General features: G+C 69.8%; 17 protein-coding genes, 1 tRNA gene and 2 pseudogenes. 10 read left to right on the forward strand and 10 right to left on the reverse strand.

Annotation, left to right across the window (positions count from 1 at the left end; translation table 11 throughout):
* Positions 1 to 27: 27 nt before the first annotated feature.
* Positions 28 to 690, reverse strand: coding sequence for a DUF461 domain-containing protein (locus M2157_RS25700; protein ID WP_280858496.1), 663 nt, complete (start codon positions 688 to 690; stop codon positions 28 to 30).
* A 598-nt stretch (positions 691 to 1,288) separates the two neighbouring features.
* Here M2157_RS25700 and M2157_RS25705 point away from each other — a divergent pair.
* The 6 genes from M2157_RS25705 to M2157_RS25730 all read left to right on the forward strand — a co-directional run bounded on the left by M2157_RS25705 (position 1,289) and on the right by M2157_RS25730 (position 7,572).
* Positions 1,289 to 1,771 carry a CarD family transcriptional regulator gene (locus M2157_RS25705; RefSeq protein ID WP_003953493.1) on the forward strand — a complete coding sequence of 161 codons (483 nt, stop codon included), beginning with the start codon at positions 1,289 to 1,291 and terminating at the stop codon, positions 1,769 to 1,771.
* A 317-nt stretch (positions 1,772 to 2,088) separates the two neighbouring features.
* Positions 2,089 to 2,853: a 2-C-methyl-D-erythritol 4-phosphate cytidylyltransferase gene (gene ispD, locus M2157_RS25710; protein ID WP_280858495.1), complete on the forward strand. Its 765-nt coding sequence runs from the start codon at positions 2,089 to 2,091 to the stop codon at positions 2,851 to 2,853.
* Positions 2,843 to 3,334, forward strand: a complete 492-nt coding sequence (gene ispF / locus M2157_RS25715) for a 2-C-methyl-D-erythritol 2,4-cyclodiphosphate synthase (protein ID WP_057608680.1) — start codon at positions 2,843 to 2,845, stop codon at positions 3,332 to 3,334. Before ispD ends, ispF begins: the two co-directional genes overlap by 11 nt.
* Positions 3,335 to 3,382: 48 nt before the next feature.
* Entirely contained in the window at positions 3,383 to 4,780 is a 1,398-nt protein-coding gene (gene cysS, locus M2157_RS25720; protein ID WP_280858494.1) for a cysteine--tRNA ligase, read from the forward strand.
* A 103-nt stretch (positions 4,781 to 4,883) separates the two neighbouring features.
* Positions 4,884 to 5,825, forward strand: a complete 942-nt coding sequence (rlmB, locus tag M2157_RS25725; protein WP_057608678.1) for a 23S rRNA (guanosine(2251)-2'-O)-methyltransferase RlmB — start codon at positions 4,884 to 4,886, stop codon at positions 5,823 to 5,825.
* A 118-nt stretch (positions 5,826 to 5,943) separates the two neighbouring features.
* A complete protein-coding gene (locus tag M2157_RS25730) occupies positions 5,944 to 7,572 on the forward strand; it encodes a DoxX family protein (protein WP_280866315.1) in 1,629 nt (542 codons plus the stop codon).
* Between the two features lie 139 nt (positions 7,573 to 7,711).
* Here the strand turns inward: M2157_RS25730 and M2157_RS25735 are convergent, their stop codons facing one another.
* From M2157_RS25735 to M2157_RS25750, 4 genes are all read right to left on the reverse strand, one after another.
* On the reverse strand, positions 7,712 to 8,443 hold the full coding sequence (locus tag M2157_RS25735; protein WP_280866316.1) for a nucleotidyltransferase family protein: 732 nt from the start codon (positions 8,441 to 8,443) through the stop codon (positions 7,712 to 7,714).
* A gap of 59 nt (positions 8,444 to 8,502) precedes the next feature.
* Complete coding sequence (locus tag M2157_RS25740; protein WP_280858492.1) at positions 8,503 to 8,961, reverse strand: hypothetical protein; 459 nt, start codon at positions 8,959 to 8,961, stop codon at positions 8,503 to 8,505.
* A 216-nt stretch (positions 8,962 to 9,177) separates the two neighbouring features.
* Positions 9,178 to 10,314 carry a sn-glycerol-3-phosphate ABC transporter ATP-binding protein UgpC gene (gene ugpC, locus M2157_RS25745; protein WP_007382936.1) on the reverse strand — a complete coding sequence of 379 codons (1,137 nt, stop codon included), beginning with the start codon at positions 10,312 to 10,314 and terminating at the stop codon, positions 9,178 to 9,180.
* Between the two features lie 319 nt (positions 10,315 to 10,633).
* Positions 10,634 to 11,923, reverse strand: coding sequence for an RNA-guided endonuclease TnpB family protein (locus M2157_RS25750; RefSeq protein ID WP_280866317.1), 1,290 nt, complete (start codon positions 11,921 to 11,923; stop codon positions 10,634 to 10,636).
* A gap of 175 nt (positions 11,924 to 12,098) precedes the next feature.
* On the opposite strand from M2157_RS25750, the gene M2157_RS25755 reads away from it, so the two are divergent.
* Positions 12,099 to 12,171 (forward strand) — tRNA-Thr (locus M2157_RS25755).
* Between the two features lie 15 nt (positions 12,172 to 12,186).
* Here M2157_RS25755 and M2157_RS25760 read toward each other — a convergent pair.
* Both M2157_RS25760 and M2157_RS25765 read right to left on the reverse strand, forming a co-directional pair.
* A complete protein-coding gene (locus tag M2157_RS25760) occupies positions 12,187 to 13,302 on the reverse strand; it encodes a HAMP domain-containing sensor histidine kinase (protein ID WP_280866318.1) in 1,116 nt (371 codons plus the stop codon).
* Positions 13,295 to 13,990, reverse strand: coding sequence for a response regulator transcription factor (locus tag M2157_RS25765; RefSeq protein ID WP_280866319.1), 696 nt, complete (start codon positions 13,988 to 13,990; stop codon positions 13,295 to 13,297). Before M2157_RS25765 ends, M2157_RS25760 begins: the two co-directional genes overlap by 8 nt.
* 87 nt (positions 13,991 to 14,077) lie before the next feature.
* On the opposite strand from M2157_RS25765, the pseudogene M2157_RS25770 reads away from it, so the two are divergent.
* Positions 14,078 to 15,161 (forward strand): annotated as a pseudogene (locus M2157_RS25770) (endonuclease/exonuclease/phosphatase family protein).
* Between the two features lie 18 nt (positions 15,162 to 15,179).
* On the opposite strand, the pseudogene M2157_RS25775 reads toward M2157_RS25770, so the two are convergent.
* The 3 genes and pseudogenes from M2157_RS25775 to M2157_RS25785 form a co-directional block, all read right to left on the reverse strand.
* A pseudogene (locus M2157_RS25775) lies at positions 15,180 to 16,195 on the reverse strand (DUF4037 domain-containing protein).
* Positions 16,192 to 16,671: a GNAT family N-acetyltransferase gene (locus M2157_RS25780; RefSeq protein ID WP_280866320.1), complete on the reverse strand. Its 480-nt coding sequence runs from the start codon at positions 16,669 to 16,671 to the stop codon at positions 16,192 to 16,194. The pseudogene M2157_RS25775 and the gene M2157_RS25780 overlap by 4 nt, the downstream one beginning before the upstream one ends.
* Positions 16,668 to 17,567 carry an aminoglycoside phosphotransferase family protein gene (locus M2157_RS25785; protein ID WP_280858486.1) on the reverse strand — a complete coding sequence of 300 codons (900 nt, stop codon included), beginning with the start codon at positions 17,565 to 17,567 and terminating at the stop codon, positions 16,668 to 16,670. The genes M2157_RS25780 and M2157_RS25785 overlap by 4 nt, the downstream gene beginning before the upstream one ends.
* A 34-nt stretch (positions 17,568 to 17,601) precedes the next feature.
* Here M2157_RS25785 and M2157_RS25790 point away from each other — a divergent pair, with 34 nt between their 5' ends.
* Both M2157_RS25790 and M2157_RS25795 read left to right on the forward strand, forming a co-directional pair.
* A complete protein-coding gene (locus tag M2157_RS25790) occupies positions 17,602 to 18,255 on the forward strand; it encodes a rhomboid-like protein (RefSeq protein WP_280866321.1) in 654 nt (217 codons plus the stop codon).
* Positions 18,256 to 18,266: 11 nt separating this feature from the next.
* Positions 18,267 to 19,664 (forward strand): FAD-dependent oxidoreductase, encoded by a 1,398-nt coding sequence (locus M2157_RS25795; protein ID WP_280866322.1) that lies wholly within the window; start codon positions 18,267 to 18,269, stop codon positions 19,662 to 19,664.
* Positions 19,665 to 19,666: the final 2 nt, after the last annotated feature.

Consider the following 19,666-nt stretch of genomic DNA (forward strand, 5'->3'; position numbering starts at 1 on the left):
GGCGTACGACGATCCTGTACGGGCCGCTCAGTGGCTCGCGGCCGACTCGGTCGCCGTCACGCTCGCGGAGGCGGCGTCGGTCGGCGTGACGGAGCCGCTCGGCGTGGCTGAGCCGCTGGGGGTCGCGGAGCCGGTCGGCTTCGGCGAGGCCTGCGGCGCCGACGGGACGGCGGTCGGGCCCCACTTGGTGAAGTAGCTGTCGGCCGGGACCACGAAGGCGCGCAGGCTCACGTCACCGGTCGTGCTGAAGGTGAAGGTGACCTTCTGGGCGTTGCCGTCCTTGACGCTCTCGCCGATCTCGGCCACCGCGGCGGAGGCGTTGCCCTTGCCGCCCAGGATGACGGAGCCGTGGGCCGGGACGGTCACCTTGCCCTTGCCCTTGGCGGGCGTGATCTCGGCGCTGCCGCCGCCCTCGACGCTCACGGCGTCCAGCGTCTGGGCGGTGCCGGTGGTGTTGAAGAGGGTGGCGGAGACCACGGCGGGTCCCTTGGTCTCGCCCGAGGCCTCGGTGGTGGGCTGGGTGATGACCACGACGTTCTGGAGCCTGATGCCGCCGACGCTGGTCTCCGCGTTGTCCGGCTTGACCTCCAGCGTCTGGGCGTTGTTTCCGGCCGAGCACGCGGAGAGCGCGGTGACCGAGAACGCGATGGCGGCGGCGGCGAGGACGCCGCGTCGAAGGCTGCTGCTCACGGCGGCGGCAACTCCTTGACTTGAGCGAGGCGGCCGTAAAGCCGCGCTAAGTGTCTGTCAGCGGCCTCAGGTTACCGAGCCGTTCCCGCCGGGCCGCACCCGACCCTCCCCAAGAGCCGTATCTCTCCCGTCACTCCAGTCCACAAGTGACTCGTGAGTCACTTCCGTCCCGCACTCCGGCGCTCGTCCGGCATTCACATAAGAGGCTTCGGCATCCAGTAGCAAAACTTCAGTGAAGGAATGCGCGATCACCCCCGGAATTGATCACCGGATGATCCGTCCGGCTCGTGTGATCAATTCCTGAATCGGCGCGGAACCGACTCCTGGCTCCGAACGGAGTAGCGTAAGTCGCACACCTGGAACCGGACATTTGTGGACGTTAGTCCGTTCGGAAGGGCTTCCGGATGTGTGTAACGTACGCGTTTCACCTCGACCGGAGAGCCGCTCCGACCTGCGAATACCTTCTTCCGCTCGGCCCGCGCAGCACGTTCCTGTTGCTGTTGTCAAGCCCCGAGATATGCCCTGACCTGCGAAAACGCCATTCAGAACCCGCAGTTTCCGTGTTACCCTGGATAGCCACGGAAGGGGTACCTGTCACATGACGTTCAAGGTTGGCGACACCGTGGTCTATCCCCATCACGGGGCCGCGCTGATCGAGGCTATCGAAACTCGCCAGATCAAAGGCGTGGACAAGACCTACTTGGTTCTGAAGGTCGCCCAGGGTGACCTGACGGTGCGTGTGCCAGCGGACAATGCGGAGTTCGTCGGCGTGCGTGATGTGGTCGGTCAGGATGGGCTGGACCGGGTCTTCGAGGTGCTGCGCGCACCGTACGCCGAGGAGCCCACGAACTGGTCCCGTCGATACAAGGCAAACCTGGAGAAGCTCGCCTCCGGCGATGTCATCAAGGTCGCGGAAGTCGTGCGCGACCTGTGGCGTCGTGAGCGCGAGCGCGGACTCTCCGCAGGTGAGAAGCGCATGCTCGCCAAGGCTCGGCAGATCCTGGTGAGCGAACTCGCCCTCGCGGAGAACACGAACGAGGACAAGGCCGAGGCGCTGCTCGACGAGGTTCTCGCGTCCTGAGCGGTCCCTGTGCAGGCACCTTGCCCGCTCAGCTCAGCACACACTGAATCCGAATTGCCGCACTGAAATGCCGCGGTGCCCGATGACGCAACAGCTGTCGCCGGGCGCTGCGGCATGTCTGTCTCCGGATGCCGGACCTACGACGCCCCGTATTGACGTGCGCGTGTTCCTCTCGGAGAAAGATCCCCCGATACTTGGCGTGCCGGGCCCGGGCAGCTGGCTCGACCGGTGTCACGGAAGGGTCCGGTCAAGGCGTCGCGCCCGGCACGCTGTGTCCGTACCCACGTTGGCCGAGCACACAAACCTGACAGGAACCGATGTCTGACGTTTCGCGCCCTTCGCCCGCGGAAGCACGTGCGGAAGCCCGCACCGCGGTGGTGATTCCGGCCGCCGGAAGGGGCGTACGCCTCGGTCCGGGCGCCCCCAAAGCACTCCGCGCGCTGAACGGCACCCCCATGCTGATCCACGCGGTCCGTGCGATGGCCGCGTCCCGTGCCGTCTCCCTGGTCGTCGTCGTGGCCCCGCCCGACGGCGCCGGCGAGGTCAAGTCGCTCCTCGACGCCCACGCGCTGCCCGAGCGGACGGACTTCCTCGTCGTCCCGGGCGGTGACTCCCGCCAGGAATCGGTCAGGCTCGGCCTGGACGCCCTGCCCCCCGACTTCGGCATCGTCCTGGTCCATGACGCGGCCCGCCCGCTCGTCCCGGTCGACACGGTCGACGCGGTCATCGAGGCCGTACGGGAGGGCGCGCCCGCCGTCGTCCCGGCGCTGCCCCTCGCGGACACCGTGAAGGAGGTCGAGCCGGCGACCGCTCCCGGTGAGCCGGAGCCGGTGGTGGCGACCCCGGTCCGCGCGCGCCTGCGTGCCGTACAGACACCGCAGGGCTTCGACCGGGCGACCCTGATCCGCGCCCACGAGAGCGTCACCGAAAACGTCACCGACGACGCGAGCATGGTCGAGCAGCTGGGGCTCACGGTCGTGGTGGTGCCCGGCCACGAGGAGGCCTTCAAGGTGACCCGCCCGCTGGACCTGGTCCTCGCGGAGGCGGTCCTGGCCCGCAGGAGGCTGAACGATGGCTTCTGAGTCCGTGTTGCCGCAGGTCGGCATCGGCACCGACATCCACGCCTTCGAGGAGGGTCGCGAGCTGTGGTGCGCCGGCCTGAAGTGGGAGGGCGAGGGCACGGGCCTGGCCGGCCACTCCGACGCGGACGTCGTCGCCCACGCCGCGTGCAACGCGCTCTTCTCCGCGGCCGGCCTCGGCGACCTGGGACAGCACTTCGGTACCGGCCGTCCCGAGTGGTCGGGTGCGTCGGGCGTCACCCTGTTGACGGAGGCGGCCCGGATCGTGCGGGCGGCGGGCTTCCGGATCGGCAACATCGCCGTACAGGTGGTGGGTCCGCGGCCGAAGATCGGCAAGCGCAGGGACGAGGCGCAGAAAATCCTGTCGGAGGCGGCGGGAGCCCCGGTGTCGGTGTCGGGGGCGACCACGGACGGCCTCGGCTTCCCGGGGCGCGGCGAAGGTCTGATGGCGGTCGCGACGGCCCTGGTCGTAAGGGAAGGGTGACAAAAGGACTGCTCCACGCATCCCGTTCCGCCCACTACCCTAGGTCCCGTGACTATTCGCCTGTACGACACCAGCGCCCGGCAGATCCGTGACTTCGCCCCGCTCACGCCGGGTTGTGTCTCGATCTACCTGTGTGGTGCCACCGTGCAGGCGGCCCCGCACATCGGGCACGTCCGCTCCTACCTGAACTTCGACATCATGCGCCGCTGGTTCCAGTACCGCGGCTACGACGTCACGTTCATCCGCAACGTCACCGACATCGACGACAAGATCATCGCCAAGGCGGCCGAGCAGAAGCGCCCCTGGTGGTCGATCGGGTACGAGAACGAGCGCGCGTTCAACGACGGCTACGCCGCCCTCGGCTGCCTCCCGCCCACCTACGAGCCGCGTGCCACCGGGCACGTGACCGAGATGGTCGAGATGATGCAGGGCCTCATCGAGCGCGGCCACGCCTACGAGTCCGACGGCAACGTCTACTTCGACGTGCGCTCCTTCCCGGGCTATCTGGAGCTGTCGCGGCAGGAGCTGGACAACCTGCTCCAGCCGTCCGGCGACGGCGAGACCGGCAAGCGGGACCCGCGTGACTTCGCCATGTGGAAGTCCGCCAAGCCGGGTGAGCCGACCTGGCCCACGCCGTGGGGCCGCGGCCGCCCCGGCTGGCACCTGGAGTGCTCGGCGATGGCCCACAAGTACCTGGGCACCGCCTTCGACATCCACGGCGGCGGCCTCGACCTGATCTTCCCGCACCACGAGAACGAGATCGCCCAGGCCAAGGCCTTCGGCGACGACTTCGCGCAGTACTGGGTGCACAACGCCTGGGTCACCATGGCCGGCGACAAGATGTCCAAGTCGCTGGGCAACTCGGTGCTCGTGTCCGAGATGGTCGAGCAGTGGCGGCCGATCGTGCTGCGCTACTACCTCGGCACCCCGCACTACCGCTCGATGATCGAGTACAGCGAGGACGCCCTGCGCGAGGCCGAGTCGGCGTTCGCGCGGATCGAGGGCTTCGTGCAGCGGGTGGTCGAGAAGGCCGGTCACGTGGAGCCCGCGGCCGAGGTGCCGCCCGCGTTCGCCGAGGCGATGGACGACGACCTGGGCGTGCCGCAGGCCCTCGCCATCGTGCACACCACCGTCCGGCAGGGCAACAGCGCCCTCGCGGCCGACGACAAGGAAGCCGCGGTGGCCCGCCTCGCCGAGGTGCGCGCCATGCTCGGCGTCCTCGGCCTCGACCCGCTCGACCCGCACTGGGCCGGTGAGTCCGACCGCGGCGACGATCTGCACGGCGTCGTGGACAGCCTCGTACGCCTGGTCCTCGACCAGCGGGAGGCGGCACGCGCCCGCAAGGACTGGGCCACCGCGGACGCCATCCGCGACCAGCTCGGCCAGTCGGGGCTGACCATCGAGGACGGTCCGCAGGGACCGCGCTGGTCGCTGGGTCCCCGCTAGCCCCTTTTCTTGATCGATTGTGCCGCCCGGCCCTCCGGGCGGCACACTGCATAGACGTACGAACACTTCACCGACGCAGACCCTCACGTAGAACAGGTAGGTCATGGCAGCCAACAACCGCCGCATGTCCGGCAAGAAGGGCGCGCAGGTCGGCAGTGGCGGCCAGCGACGCAGGGGCCTGGAGGGCAAGGGACCGACCCCGCCCGCCGAGATGCGCAAGGGCCACAAGAAGAACCGTGTCGCCAACGCCAAGGCGAAGCAGGCGGTACGCCGTCCCGTGGCGCGCGGCCGGGGCGGCAAGGGCACCTCGGAGATGGTCGTCGGCCGCAACCCCGTCGTCGAGGCGCTGCGCGAGGGCGTGCCCGCGGTGACGCTCTACGTCCAGCAGTTCATCGACAACGACGAGCGGGTGCGCGAGGCACTCCAGCTCGTCGCCGACCGGGGCGGCGTCCACCTCATGGAGGCCCCCCGCCCCGAGCTCGACCGCATGACCAACGGGCTCAACCACCAGGGCCTGGTCCTCCAGGTCCCGCCGTACGAGTACGCCCACCCCGAGGACCTCGCGGGCGCCGCCTACGACGAGGGGCAGGATCCGCTGATCGTGGCCCTCGACGGCGTGACCGACCCGCGCAACCTCGGTGCCGCCGTACGCTCCGTCTCCGCCTTCGGCGGCCACGGCGTCCTCGTGCCCGAACGGCGCGCGGCCGGCATGACCGCCGGTGCGTGGAAGTCGTCCGCCGGTACGGCCGCCCGCACCCCTGTCGCGCGCTGCACCAACCTGACGCGCGCGCTGGAGGCGTACAAGAAGCAGGGCATCGCGGTCGTCGGCCTCGCCGCCGACGGCGAGCACGAGGTCGGTGAGCTGGCAGCCCTCGGCGGGCCCGTCGTCATCGTGGTCGGCAGCGAGGGCAAGGGCCTGTCCCGCCTGGTCGGCGAGACCTGCGACTACCGGGTGCGGATCCCGATGCCGGGCGGCGCCGAGTCGCTGAACGCCGGTGTGGCGGCGGGAATCGTGCTGTACGAGGCGGCTCGCCGGCGGGCCTGAACGGCCGTTCGGCGCCGTCCCCCACATGGGGTGTTCCTGGCGTACGGGGCAAGCTTGACGGGGTCCGGACAGATCCGGCGAGTCAAAGCAGTGTCCTAAGCACACGTCACTCGGTTAGATGAGTGTGGACACCAGAACACCCCGCACACCCACGGGGGGCCGCTCGTCGGGATTCGATACCGGGTTCGATGACGCTCCCGCGCTGAGCATGGTGAAGGTGCCGAGCGATCCGGCGCAGATCATCGTCAACCACGCCAGTTTCCGCGTCCAGTTGGGCGCCTCGACGCGGCGTGCTGCACAATCCCCGCGGATCGCACGGCACTTGAGCGCCACCGAGGACACCGCACGCATCCCGGCCGTCGGCGCGCCCGCCGCGGGGCGCCGACGGCCCGTCGTGTGGAGCGGCAGGTCCGCCCCCGACGACACCGGCGCCCACCGCCTGCTCCAGGCCGTGCGAGGCGGCAGCGTCGGCCATGCCGAACCGCCCGCCGCCGACGCCGGAGCCACCCAGGTCATCCCCCGCATCGACGTCGACCACGGCTACCAGGCCGAATACGGCGGCGAGTTGGCCCAGACCATGGCGACCCCGGTCGTCGGCGCCCAACGCACCGGCGACGGCACCCGACTCCTGCCCCACATGCGCACGGCCGGCAGCGCGTACGACGAACCCGCCTACCAGGGCGAGGATTTCGACGACGGCTTCGACGAGACCCCCGACGACCGCGCCACCAGGCGACAGGGTGACGAAGCCGCGCGGCACGCGTACTACCCGGGCCGCCGGATGAACCTGGGCGTCGTCCTCCTCCCGCTCCGGATCTTCCTCGGCTTCATCTCCATCTACGCCGGCATGGGCAAGCTCTGCGACCCCGTCTACTTCGACGGCGGCAAACGCGGCTCCATGGTCAAGTGGCTCAACACCCTGCATCCGTGGGAAGTGGCCGAACCACTGCGCCAGTTCGCCCTCCAGCACCCCGTCGGCTCCGGCCTCGTCATCGCCTTCCTCCAGGTCATCGTGGGCGTCCTGACGATCCTGGGCTGCTGGCAGCGCGTCGCCGCGGTCGTCGGCGCAGGCCTGTCCGCCGCGCTCCTCGTCACCGTCAGCTGGAAGAGCGTCCCCGCCTACGACACCCCCGACATCATCTACCTCGCCGCCTGGTCCCCGCTGATCATCGCCGGCGCCCCCGTCTACTCCATCGACGGCCGCCTCGCGGGCAGCGCCTGGCGCCGCCTCGGGCCCCTCTCCGACATCTGGGAGCTGCGCCGCTACGTCCTGCGCCGCGGCGCCCTCATCACGGCCATCGCCACCGGCCTCACCCTCCTGATCGGCTCCGTCCTCGGCGGCGCCGTCCGGGACGCCGACCGGGTGATCGTCCCCGGACCCGGCGAGGCCCCGCGCAACGAACTGCCCGGCTCCCCGCTCCCGCAGGACTCCGCCAAGCCCCGCAAGAAGAGCCCGTCGGCGTCCACCTCACCGAGCCAGGGCGCCACCAGCGGCCCGTCCGCCGGCACCTCGGCCACCCCCGACGCCCCCCGCGACACCGGCGCCACCATCGGCGGCTCGCCCAGCCAGACCCAGGGCACCACGGGCCGGACCACACCCCAGCAGTCCTCCCCGGCCCAGCAGGCCCCCAGCACCACATCGGGTCCGACCGGAGGCACCAGCACCTCCGGCGGTTCAACAGGCGGCTCCGACACGGGAGGCTCCTCCTCCGGCGAACCGGGCCTGGTGGGCGGCCTGTTGGGGTAGGCGGGCCGGTGGGCGACGTACTGGGCAACCCCGCCGGCTGAGAGACATGGGCCCACGAGAAGGTCCCGCACCCATGCAGGTGCGGGACCTTCTCGGCGTACGACCGCCTCAGTCGACGACGCCTCTGCCGACGACGCTTCTATCGACCCAGTGCTGCCAGTTCCTTCGCCGCCTCGGTCAGGTCCTTCGCCGTGTCGATGGCCCGCCAGTACGCCCCCTGAGGGATCGGGAACCCGGCCAGCCGCAGCTCACGCGCGAGCGTGGGGAACGTCGTCCGCTCATGGTCCCCCCGCTCCGGCAGCAGATCGGCGAACGCCGGCGAGAAGACGTACACACCCGCGTTGATCTCGAACGTCGACGGCGGCGCCTCGATGAAGTCCGTGATGTGCCCGAACCCGTCGGTCTGCACCGCCCCCCACGGAATCCGCGGCCGCGCCAGCGCGAGCGTCGCGACCGCGTCGCGCTCGGTGTGGAAGTCCGCCATGTCGCGCAGCGAGAAACGGGTCCAGATGTCACCGTTCGTCGCGTACCACGCCCGGTCCGGGTGCGGCAGACGCGCGGCCGCGTACTTCAGACCGCCACCCCGCCCGAGCGGCTCCGTCTCGATGACGGTCTGGACACGCAGCGGGAGCTCGGCCGTCTTCAGCCAGTCCTGCAGCACCTCGGCGAGATGCCCACAGCTGATCACGACGTCCGTCACGCCCTCCTCGGCGAGCCAGACAAGCTGATGGCCGATGATCGGAGTCCCGGTCCCGGGGATCTCGACCATCGGCTTGGGCCGGTCGTCGGTGTAGGGACGCAGCCGGGAACCCTGGCCGCCGGCCAGGATCACGGCCTGAGTGGGACGGGACGCGGCGTTCGGATCGGTCATGACCGGAACTGTACGGCGCGCCCCTTCCCCGACCTCGGTCGGTATCCCCTCTCACGGAGTCAGCTGTGCGCGGCCGCCACACCCGTCGCGAAGGACGTGTCGCAGACCGGGCGGGCGTACGACTGCGCGCGCGTGGGGCCGTACACACGGACCGCCGCGCGGCCCAGGGCCTTCGCGATGGACACGCAGTGCCTGGCGAGCGACGGACGGTCGTTCACGGCCTCCTGAAGGTGCGTGAGGGCGGTACCCGGGTCCTTCTCCTGGAGCTCGGTCAGAAGCTGCTCGCGCAGGACGTCCTGCGGGGCGAGGGGCGCGCTGCGCGGCTTGCTGTCCGAGACCGAGGCGTCCGCGGCGGTGAGCACCGAGGAGCTCGAGGGGTCCCCCGACCAGTTGACTCGGGTGACCGCGAGGGTCCCGGAGAGCACCAGGACGACGGGCAGGACAAGGGCGAGGGAGCGGCCGATACGGCGGGCGGGGCCCCGGCCGCGTCGCGTCTGTTGGTTAGTGGTGTGCTTCACGCGTGTGAGGGTAGCGTGCGGTAATGATTTGGCGACATTTAGTCACCGGTTCGGGGGATGAGATGGTGCCGATTTTTGGGTAGGGCGTTGACGCACACTGCTCGAAATGACCGGTGTGCCGGGGTATTTGTCGACACCCTCCGGACGCGAGAAGGGCCCCGCAGATGGTCTGCGGGGCCCTCTTCGTCAACCTGGGTGAATCAGCGCTGCTCGTCCTCAGTCGGAGAGGCGCTCGCCCGTGGAGGTCGAGAACACGTGGGTCTCGCCCGGACGCGGCACGACGTGCAGCGTGGCGCCCTTCTCCGGGACCGCGCGGCCGCTCACGCGGACGACCAGGTCCTTCAGTTCGCCGTCGACCTTGGCGGAGCCGTAGACGTAGCCGTCGGCGCCGAGCTCCTCGACGACGTTCACGGAGACCGCGAGACCGGCCGGGGCGTCCTCGGTGTCCTTGGAGAGGGCCGAGGCGGCGGCGCCGTTGTGCTCGACGATGTCGAAGTGCTCGGGGCGGACACCCACGGTCACCGTGGTGTCACCCTTGTCGGAGGCGGCCTTGAGAGCCTCGCGGTTGACGGGCACCACGCTGTTGCCGAACTTCACACCGCCGTCGGTGATCGGGACCTCGACCAGGTTCATCGCCGGGGAGCCGATGAAGCCGGCGACGAAGAGGTTCGCCGGGCGGTCGTACATGTTGCGCGGGGAGTCGACCTGCTGGAGCAGACCGTCCTTGAGTACGGCCACGCGGTCGCCCATCGTCATGGCCTCGACCTGGTCGTGGGTGACGTAGACCGTGGTGATGCCGAGACGGCGCTGGAGCGAGGCGATCTGCGTACGCGTCGACACACGGAGCTTGGCGTCCAGGTTGGACAGCGGCTCGTCCATGAGGAAGACCTGCGGCTCACGCACGATGGCGCGGCCCATCGCGACACGCTGGCGCTGACCGCCGGAGAGGGCCTTCGGCTTGCGGTCGAGGTACTCGGTGAGGTCGAGGATCTTCGCGGCCTCCTCGACCTTCTGCCGGATCTCCGCCTTGTTGATGCCGGCGATCTTGAGCGCGAAGCCCATGTTGTCGGCGACGGTCATGTGCGGGTAGAGCGCGTAGTTCTGGAACACCATGGCGATGTCCCGGTCCTTCGGCGGCAGGTGCGTCACGTCGCGGTCACCGATGCGGATGGCGCCGCCGTTGACGTCCTCGAGCCCCGCCAGCATGCGGAGCGAGGTGGACTTGCCACAGCCGGACGGGCCGACCAGGACGAGGAACTCGCCGTCCTCGATGTGGATGTCGAGACCGTCGACGGCGGGCTTCGTGGAACCCGGGTAAATGCGGGTCGCCTTGTCGAACGAAACAGTGGCCATGGCTCAGAGGCCCCCTTCTACCGGCAGGAACGTGCCGGACGATCCGTTGTAGGAAGGTGGTGGTGTAGTCCACACGAGTGGACTGGCTTGGACGGTACCCGGCGTTCACGCGTATGTCAGTACCTGGAGGACTGTGAACTTCGCGGAAACTTTCGAATGGGGCAGAGCGACGCACTTTTGACCTTGCTGTTCGGCTTCCTGCTTCATCGTCCACAGCCGGCCACACACAGCCCTGGTGAGCTGCGTCTGACCGGTCTTACGGGGACTCCACAGGCATTCCGGCCGACGGCCCGTCGGTCCGTACTTCAGCGGCCGCGCTCTACGCGGCCAGCAAACGCAAACCCTCGTCCCTGAGGTTCACGGCAGCGTTCACATCACGATCGTGCAGGGCCCCACACCCGGCACACGTCCACTGCCGAACCGAGACATCCATCTTCGGACCTATGACGTGACATGCGGAGCACCGCCTCGTCGAAGGAAAGAATCGGTCCACGACCACAAGCGTCCGGCCGTACCACTCGCACTTGTAGCGCAGCTGCCGTAGCAACTCGCCCCACGAGGCATCGACGATCGCCTGATTCAACTTCGCCTTCCGCCGCCGCCCCTTGCCGCGCGCCGCACACATCAAGGTCCCCACCGACAGGTCTTCCACCACGAGCACTTGGTTCTCGCGCACGAGGCGGGTGGTGAGCTGGTTCAGCATGTCCCTCCGTACGTCACTGATCAGGGCGTACAGCCGCGCGATCTTCTCCCGAACCTTCTGCCGATTCTTCGACCCCCGCACCTTGCGGTGCAGCTCCCGCTGCAACCGCGCCAACTTCTCCGCGTACCGCTTCAACAGCCGTGGATGATCGAACTTCGTCCCGTCATCCAGGATCACCAGTGACGCCAGCCCGACATCCACCCCCGCTGCCTTCGGCTCCCGCGTCCCCGGCACGAACACCACAGGGAGCGGAGCCATCCGCTCCTCCACCAGCACGGACACGAAGTACCGGCCGGCCCGATCCCGCGTGACCGACAATCGAACCGGAACCTCTCCGACAGGCAACGACCGCGACCACCGGACGTCCAACGGCACCGATTGCTTGGCCAACGTGATCAGCCCAGTCCCCGGCCGCCCGGGATCCTCCACCCACTTGAACCCCGTACGCACATACGTCGCCGTATCCCGCGAACGACCCTTCTTCTTCCGCCTCGGATACCTGGCCTCACCCTTGAAGAAACGGCCGTACGCCTGATCCAGATGACGCAGCGACTGCTGAAGCACCGTCGACGACACATCCTTCAACCACGCCGTCTCCTCCTTCCGCTTCCAGCCGGTCAACGCCCGACAGGTCTCCGCGAACCCCACATTCACCCGGTGCCGTTCCCAGGTACCCGAACGCAGCGCCAGCCCCTCGTTGTAGACCCACCGACACGCTCCGAACGTCCGCTCCAACTGCTGGGCTTGCTCCTCGGTCGGATAGAAGCGGAACCGATAGAGGCGGTGATGCGTGTCGGGCGCCTTGGCGTGGGACTTCAACGGAGTCGCCTTGCGTGTGTGGTGCTTCCGGCGCTCGCCGATGCCGAGGACCTCGCGTTTGACGCGCTCGGTCTCTGTCTCCCCCATGACCCCTCCCTGACGATCCGATCTTCGGAACAGCACGTCAGCTCGATCAACGAACGGGTGCACGGATGGTTACGCACGGTTTTGGGAGCGTGTGGAGTGCGGAACTTCGTGGCTAGAGGAAACGGGCGCTGTGTACAGTGGAGCCGCCTTCGCGTACGGCATTGCAGTGCGCGCTGCCGCCTTAGCTCAGTTGGTAGAGCGCCGGCTTTGTAACCCGAAGGTCGTCGGTTCGATTCCGACAGGCGGCTCAACGAAAGCCCAGGTCAGATCAGTTCTGACCTGGGCTTTTGCGTTGGGGGCGGATCCGTCACCGGCAGCTCCACGCTGATCCGTAGTCCGCCGGCCGGGCGCGGGGTCAGGGTCAGGGTTCCGTCGTGGGCGTGGGTGATGGTCTTGGCGATGGCCAGGCCGAGGCCGACGCCTGCGTGGTCGGTGTGGATGCGTTCGGTGCCGCGCTGGAAGGGTTCGGTGAGGGTCGAGATCAGTTCCGGGGCGAGTTGCTCGCCGGTGTTCTCGACGGTGAGCGCCACCGTCCCGGGGCGGACTTCGGTGGTGACCCACACGGTGCCCTGGTCGGGCAGGTTGTGGACGATCGCGTTGTGCACGAGGTTCGTGGTCAGTTGCAGCAGAAGCGCCTGTGATCCGGTCGTGGCGGTGATCTCGCCGCTGGTTTCGAGGGTGACGCCGTGCTTTTCCGCGAGGGGGAGAAGGGTTTCGGTGGCTTCTTCGGCCAGGAGGGACAGGTCGACGCGTTCCCGGGTGAACGACCGCTGCTCGGCGCGGCTGGCCAGGAGCAGCGCTTCGGTGAGGTCGATCGCCCGGGTGTTGACGGTGTGGAGGCGGTCGATGAGTTCGCCGGTGTCGCGGTTCGGATCGGTGCGGGCCACGTCGAGGAGTGCCTTCGAGACCGCCAGCGGGGTGCGCAACTCGTGCGAGGCGTTGGCCGCGAATCTCCGCTGTTCGGCGACGTGCGCTTCGAGTCGCGCGAGCATTGTGTCGAAGGCGTCGGCGAGTTCGCGGAACTCGTCCTTGCGGCCCGGGAGCCGGATCCGGTGGGAGAGGGATCCGGTGGTGGCCGTGCGGGTGGCGTCCGTGATGCGGTTCAGGGGGGCGAGCATCCGGCCGGCGAGGATCCATCCTCCCAGGAGACCGAACACCAGCAGGAGCGCCATTGCTCCGGCTGCCGTCGGGGCGAAACCCTTCAGGAACATGGTGCCCGGAGTCGCTTGCACCGCCCCTCGTTCGTTGAATCCCAACTCGCCCTTTCGCAGGAGGAACACCCCCACGGTGGCGATGGCCAGGAGGCCCGCGAGCATGAGGAAGCCGGCGTAGCTGAGGGTGAGCTTGAGGCGGACACTCAGACCGGGCGCTCTATCCACGGTCTCCTCCCTCGGGTTGGGCCCCCGGCTGTGTGTCGATGCGGTAGCCGACGCCGGCCACGGTGGCGATGATCCAGGGTTCGCCCAGACGCTTGCGCAGGGCCGAGACGGTGATGCGTACGGCGTTGGTGAACGGGTCGGCGTTCGCGTCCCATGCGCGTTCCAGGAGTTCCTCGGCGCTGACGACCCCGCCTTCGGCGCCGACGAGGACCTCGAGGACGGCGAACTGCTTCCGGGTCAGCGCGACGTAGCGGCCGTCCCGGTAGACCTCTCTGCGGAACGGGTCCAGACGCAGACCCGCGATCTCCCGCACGGGCGGTCTGCTGTGGGCGCGCCTGCGGTCGAGTGCGCGGAGCCGGAGCACGAGTTCCTGGAGTTCGAAGGGTTTGGTGAGGTAGTCGTCGGCGCCGAGTTCGAAGCCGGTGGCCTTGTCGTCGAGGCGGTCGGCCGCGGTGAGCATGAGGATCGGCATGCCGCTGCCGGAGGCGATGATGCGTTTGGCGATCTCGTCACCGGAGGGTCCGGGGATGTCCCGGTCGAGGACGGCGATGTCGTAGGTGTTGATGCTCAGCAGCTCCAGTGCGGTGTCGCCGTCGCCCGCGATGTCGGCGGCGATCGCTTCCAGGCGTAGGCCATCGCGGATGGCTTCTGCCATGTAGAGCTCGTCCTCGACGATCAACACACGCATGCCTTCGATGCTACGAGGGGGCGCATATTGCGGGCGTATCGAAAACCGCATACGTGCGGGCAACAGCGTGCTGCTTTGACTGGTGGCATGACGCGAACCCCGCCCTCGGCACGGACAGCGACCCGCCGGACTCACCCGTTCCCACAGAGTGGCTCCGGTGTCCGGCGGGCCGGCATCCGTCGGGTGTTCCGGGCCTGCTCCCGGCCGGGCCCCTGGAAGCGCGGTCCGGTGCTCGCGGCGCTGGCGCTGCTCCTCGGCCTGCTCATGCTGCTGCACGCGGAGATCACGGACTACGGGGGTCTCGGCAGTCTGGTGGAGACCTTCCTGCCGTGGTTCGGTCTGTTCGTGCCGGTGCTGCTGGCCGGGGCGCTGTGGCGCCGTTCCGCCTCCGCGGTGGTCGCGCTGCTGCTGCCGGTCACGGTGTGGCTGAGTCTCTTCGGCGGGCTGCTCGGCGACAGGTCCCACTCGGGCGGTGACCTCGTGGTGGCCGGCCACAATGTCGGTGCCGACAACCCCGACCCGGTCGGGACCGCCCCGCGACCTGGTCGCCTCCGGGGCGGACGTGCTGGGTCTGGAGGAGATCACCCCGCAGGCGAGGCCGGTGTACGAGAAGGCTCTGGCGAAGGCGTATCCGTACCACACGGTGCTCGGCACGGTCGGGCTGTGGAGCAAGCTGCCGCTGTCGGACACCCGGCCGGTGGACACGGAGATGGACGTAGGGCCGCTGGGGGACGCCAAGTCGGCCGCCGCGAAGTTGCCCGAGAACCGGGCGCTGCGCGCCACGGTGGCCACGGACCGGGGTCCCCTGGCGGTGTACGTGGCCCATCTGGGGTCCGTACGCGTGATGCCCAGGGGCGGGTTCTGGACGGAGAGCCGGGACCGTAACGCGAAGGCGCTCGCCAAGGCCGTCGCCGCCGAGCCGAACGGGCGGGTGGTGCTGCTCGGCGACCTGAACGGCACCACGGACGACCGCGCGCTCGCCGACCTGACCTCGCGGCTGCACTCGGTCCAGGACGCTGCCGGGGACGGTTTCGGCTTCACCTGGCCGGCGAGGTTCCCGGTGGCGCGGATCGACCAGATCCTGGTGCGCGGTGTGGAGCCGGAAAGCTCCTGGGTGCTGCCGGCCACGGGCAGCGACCACCGGCCGGTGGCGGCTGGACTCAGCTGGTGAAACCCGCGCATGGGCTCCCTACGGTTGCGGCAGCGGCAGTTCCCGGATCGACCGGTCGGCGACACGGGCCGTCAGGGCCTGCGCAAACCGGTCCGCGCGCAGGACGCGGAAGGGGCGTGAGTGGTACGGCCTCGTCGTCGGGTCGATCCGGTCGGTGAGGCCGAGCTGGTTGTGCAGGTCGGCGACCGTTTCGTAGGCGGCGGCGAGATGGTGCTCGCGGTCGTGCCAGTCGGTGGCCGCGAGGGCAGCCCTGAGGACCGGCGTGAGGCGGTCGCCGACAGCGGTGCGGGCGAAGGCGCTGCCGAGCCATTTGCCGTACGGCGGGAGCGGCGGTCCATGAGGAGGCACAGGCGCATCATGTGGCGGGTCAGGCGGGCGGCGACGACGGCCGAGCCGAGTTCGTCGCCGACCTCGCCGCAGCGGCCGACGAAGGCCTCCTCGTGGGAGATGCGCTGCCACTGGCGGGCCAGGACATGGAGCCACAGGTCGTGGGGGTACCAGCGCAGGGCGGCGCGGGCGGGGGCGAGGGCGTGCAGGCCGTCGTGGAAGACGGCTCCGGCGGTGACCTCGGCGAGGCGTTGGGTGGGGGTGCCGAGCCAGTGGGCGGGTGTGATCGCGCAGGTCGGGTCGAAGCCGAGCGTGTCGGTGAACCAGGAGGAGACGTGGGTGACCTCGACGCGGTGGTGGACGGGACCGTCGGTGGCGCGCATGACGCGGATGTCGCGGGTCTCGCCGGTGGGTGCGAAGTGAGTGGGCCAGCCGTGGAAGGTCTTCGGGAGGCGCTCGGAGAGGACGTGTCCGATACGGCCCGCGTGGCGCGAGAGGTCCTGGGCGCGCAGGAAGATCTGGAGGCGCGGGCCCCATTCGTGGTCGGCGGAGCGTGGGGTGTCGTAGCCGAGGACTTCGGAGCCGGGGCCGATGCGCGCGGCGGAGTGTGGAATGCCGGGGGCGGCCTCCTCCAGCAAGGGGCCCACCGCCTCGGCGTAGAAGCGGCGGGAGAGTTCGAGACCGGGGATGAAGGCGGGCGTGCTCACGATGCGCGGGACGCCTTTGCGAGGGACTCGTCGGTCAGGCGGTACACCGTCCATTCGTCCTGGGGGTGGGCGCCGAGGGCCTTGTAGAAGTCGATCGCGGGGGTGTTCCAGTTCAGGACGGACCATTCGAGGCGCTGGTAGCCGCGCTCGACGCAGATGCGGGCGAGTTCGGTGAGCAGGGCCTTGCCGTGGCCGCCGCCGCGGGCCGTGGGGCGGACGTAGAGGTCCTCCAGGTAGATGCCGTGGACTCCGCGCCAGGTGGAGAAGTTGAGGAACCAGATCGCGTAGCCGATCACCGCGCCGGTCGAGTCGTCGGTCGCCACGTGGGCGTAGGCCGCGGGGCGGGGGCCGAAAAGGGCTTCCTGGAGTTGCTTCTCGGTCGCCTTCGCCTCCTCCAGCGCCCTTTCGTATTCGGCCAGTTCGCGGATGAGGGCGTGGATCGCGGGGAGGTCGGCGGGGGTGGCGGGACGGATCACGGCTGTCGGCTCCGGTGGGTGCGCAGGCGGTGGGCGATTTCGAGTTGGCGGGGTTCCAGGGGACGGCCGTCCTTGATGTCCCAGAGGCTGTTCTGGAGCAGCCGTCCCAGGGTCCAGGCACGCGCGCGTGCGCGGTCCAGGCCGAGGACGTCGGTCATGGCGTCGAAGCGCCAGGTGATCTCGTCGGCGTCGAAGCGGTTGTCGAGGGCGGGCCAGAGTTCGAACCCGGGGTCGCCGGCGAGGGGTTTGGGGTCGATGGCGAGCCAGGGCGCGCGCTCGGAGGCGAGGACGTTCTCGTCGTGCAGGTCCCAGTGCAGGAGCCGGTCGCCGGGTTCGTCCACGACCTCGCGTACGGCGGCCGCGCAGTCGGCGACGGTACGGCGGACCTCGGGGTCGGCGATGCGCTTGAGGGCCTCGGGGGTCCGGTCCAGCATGGCTTGCGCGATGTCACCGAGCCGGCGCATCCCGGCGGGGGCGGGCCCCGCGGTCAGGTGGGCGAGCAGACCGGCGATGACGAGGACCGCGTCACGGGTGCCGGGCAGGGTGGACAGCATGCGGTCGGAGTCGAGGCGCTCCAGGAGCATGGTGTGGGTGACCGGGTCGTGGTCGAGGAGGCGGACCGCGCCGTCGCCGTCCCACAGGCGCAGGGCGACGGGTTCGCCGGCGCTCTCCTCGTCGAGGAGCTGGAGTTTGAGGACGGCCGGGGTGCCGTCGGCCCGGCGGACGACGGGCAGGACCAGCGCGGCGACGCCGTGCATCGGGGAGCCGTCCGGTCTGAGCTCCCAGCGCTCCAGGAAGTCCTCGGTCAGGGCCGGCAGTCCGGCGATGAACTCCCGGCCCTTGTCGCCGTTGTAGAGCTCCTGTGCCGCCGCCAGTTCCTCCGGGATGTCGATCACGTGCCGGACCCTACCGGCGTGGGTGAATCGCCTCATGCGAATTAACCGGGGTGTCCACAGGGTGTGGGCGTACGTCCGCAGCGCCCCCGGCACCTATGTGTGGCTGGCGGTCCTCTTCGTGACGACGGTGGCGCTGCACCACATGTCGCCGGAGTTCGAGGAGGAGTTCCTGCGGCAGCGCTCGACCAACATCCATGAGCTGTCGAGCAATCCGGTGCGGGTGCTGGTCGCCAGCGCGATGTGGATCGACGGCGGGCACTGGCTGCCGTACGTCGTCCTCTATTCCGTCTTCCACGCGCCGGCGGAGCGTTGGCTGGGGACCGCGCGCTGGCTGGCGGTGTGCGCGGCGGCGCACGTACTGGCCACGGTGATCAGTGAGGGGGCGCTGCTGTGGGGGATCCGGCACGGGATGGCGCCCGCGTCCGCGGTCAACACGCTGGACATCGGGGTGAGTTACGCCCTGGCCGGGGTGGTCGCCGTGCTCGTGTACCGGATTCCGGCGCCTTGGCGGTACGTCTACGGGTTCGCGGTCCTCGTCGTGTACGGGGTGCCGCTGGTGACCGGGCGGACCTTCACCGATCTCGGGCACCTCACCGCGGTGCTGATCGGGTTCGGGTGCCGGCCGCTGGTCGGGGGGCGGGAAAAAGCACGGAATCCGAAGGAGACAGCGAGCGCGCCGGCGGGTTAACGTCCCAGGCCATGAGCAGCACTGCCGTGAACGGCGGCATCTCCTTCTGGTACGCGGACGACGGCTTCCCCCAGGCGCGGGAGCCGCTCGGCGGTGACGCGTCGGCGGACGTGGTGATCGTCGGCGGCGGGTACACGGGACTGTGGACGGCGTATTACCTGAAGAAGGCCGTGCCCTTCCTGCGGATCACGGTCCTGGAGCAGAAGTTCTGCGGCTACGGCGCCTCCGGGCGCAACGGCGGCTGGCTCTACAACGGCATCGCGGGCCGCGACCGGTACGCGAAACTGCACGGTCACGAGGCCGCCGTACGTCTGCAGAAGGCCATGAACGACACCGTCGACGAGGTCGTCCGGGCCGTCGGCGAGGAGGGCTTCGACGCCGGGCTCCACAAGGGAGGCGTCCTCGAAGTCGCGCGTACCCCCGCGCAGTTGGCGCGGCTGAGGGCGTTCCACGAGCACGAGCTGGCGTACGGCGAGAAGGACCGGGAGCTGTACGGCGCCCGGGAGACGGCCGAGCGGATCCGGGTCGCGGACGCGGTCGGGTCGTCGTGGACGCCGCACGGGGCGCGGGTGCACCCGGTGAAGCTGGTGAAGGGGCTCGCGGCGGCCGTCGAGGCGCTGGGCGTGACGGTCCACGAGCAGACGCCGGTGACGGAGATCCGGCCCAAGCACGCGGTGACGCCGTACGGCACCGTCCGCGCGCCCTATGTCCTGCGCTGCACCGAGGGCTTCACCGCCGCTCTGAAGGGCCAGAAGCGGACCTGGCTGCCCATGAACTCCTCGATGATCGCCACCGAGCCGCTGACCGGCGAGCAGTGGGCGGCGATCGGCTGGGAGGGGCTTCAGACGCTGGGCGACATGGCGCACGCCTACATGTACGCGCAGCGCACCGCCGACGGGCGGATCGCGCTGGGCGGGCGCGGGGTGCCGTACCGCTTCGGTTCGCGCACCGACAACGACGGGCGGACGCAGGCGGCGACGGTCGAGGCGCTGCGGGAGATTCTCGTGGGGTTCTTCCCGATGCTGGCCGGGACGCGGATCGCGCACGCCTGGTCGGGGGTGCTCGGCGTGCCGCGCGACTGGTGCGCGTCGGTGACGCTGGACCGTTCGACGGGCATCGGCTGGGCGGGCGGCTACGTCGGCTCGGGTGTCGCCACCGCCAACCTGGCCGCCCGGACCCTGCGCGACCTGGTCCAGCAGGACTCCGGGCAGGGCGGCCGGACCGAGCTCACCGAACTGCCGTGGGTCGGCCACAAGGTGCGCAGGTGGGAGCCGGAGCCGCTGCGCTGGCTGGGCGTGCAGGCCATGTACGCCACGTACCGCACGGCGGACCGGCGGGAGCTCGCCGGCCACCGCGCCGAGTCGTCCCGGCTGGCGCGGTGGGCGGACCGGATCGCGGGGCGGCACTGACC

Origin of the sequence: Streptomyces sp. SAI-127 (assembly GCF_029894425.1) — a bacterium.
GTDB lineage: Bacteria > Actinomycetota > Actinomycetes > Streptomycetales > Streptomycetaceae > Streptomyces.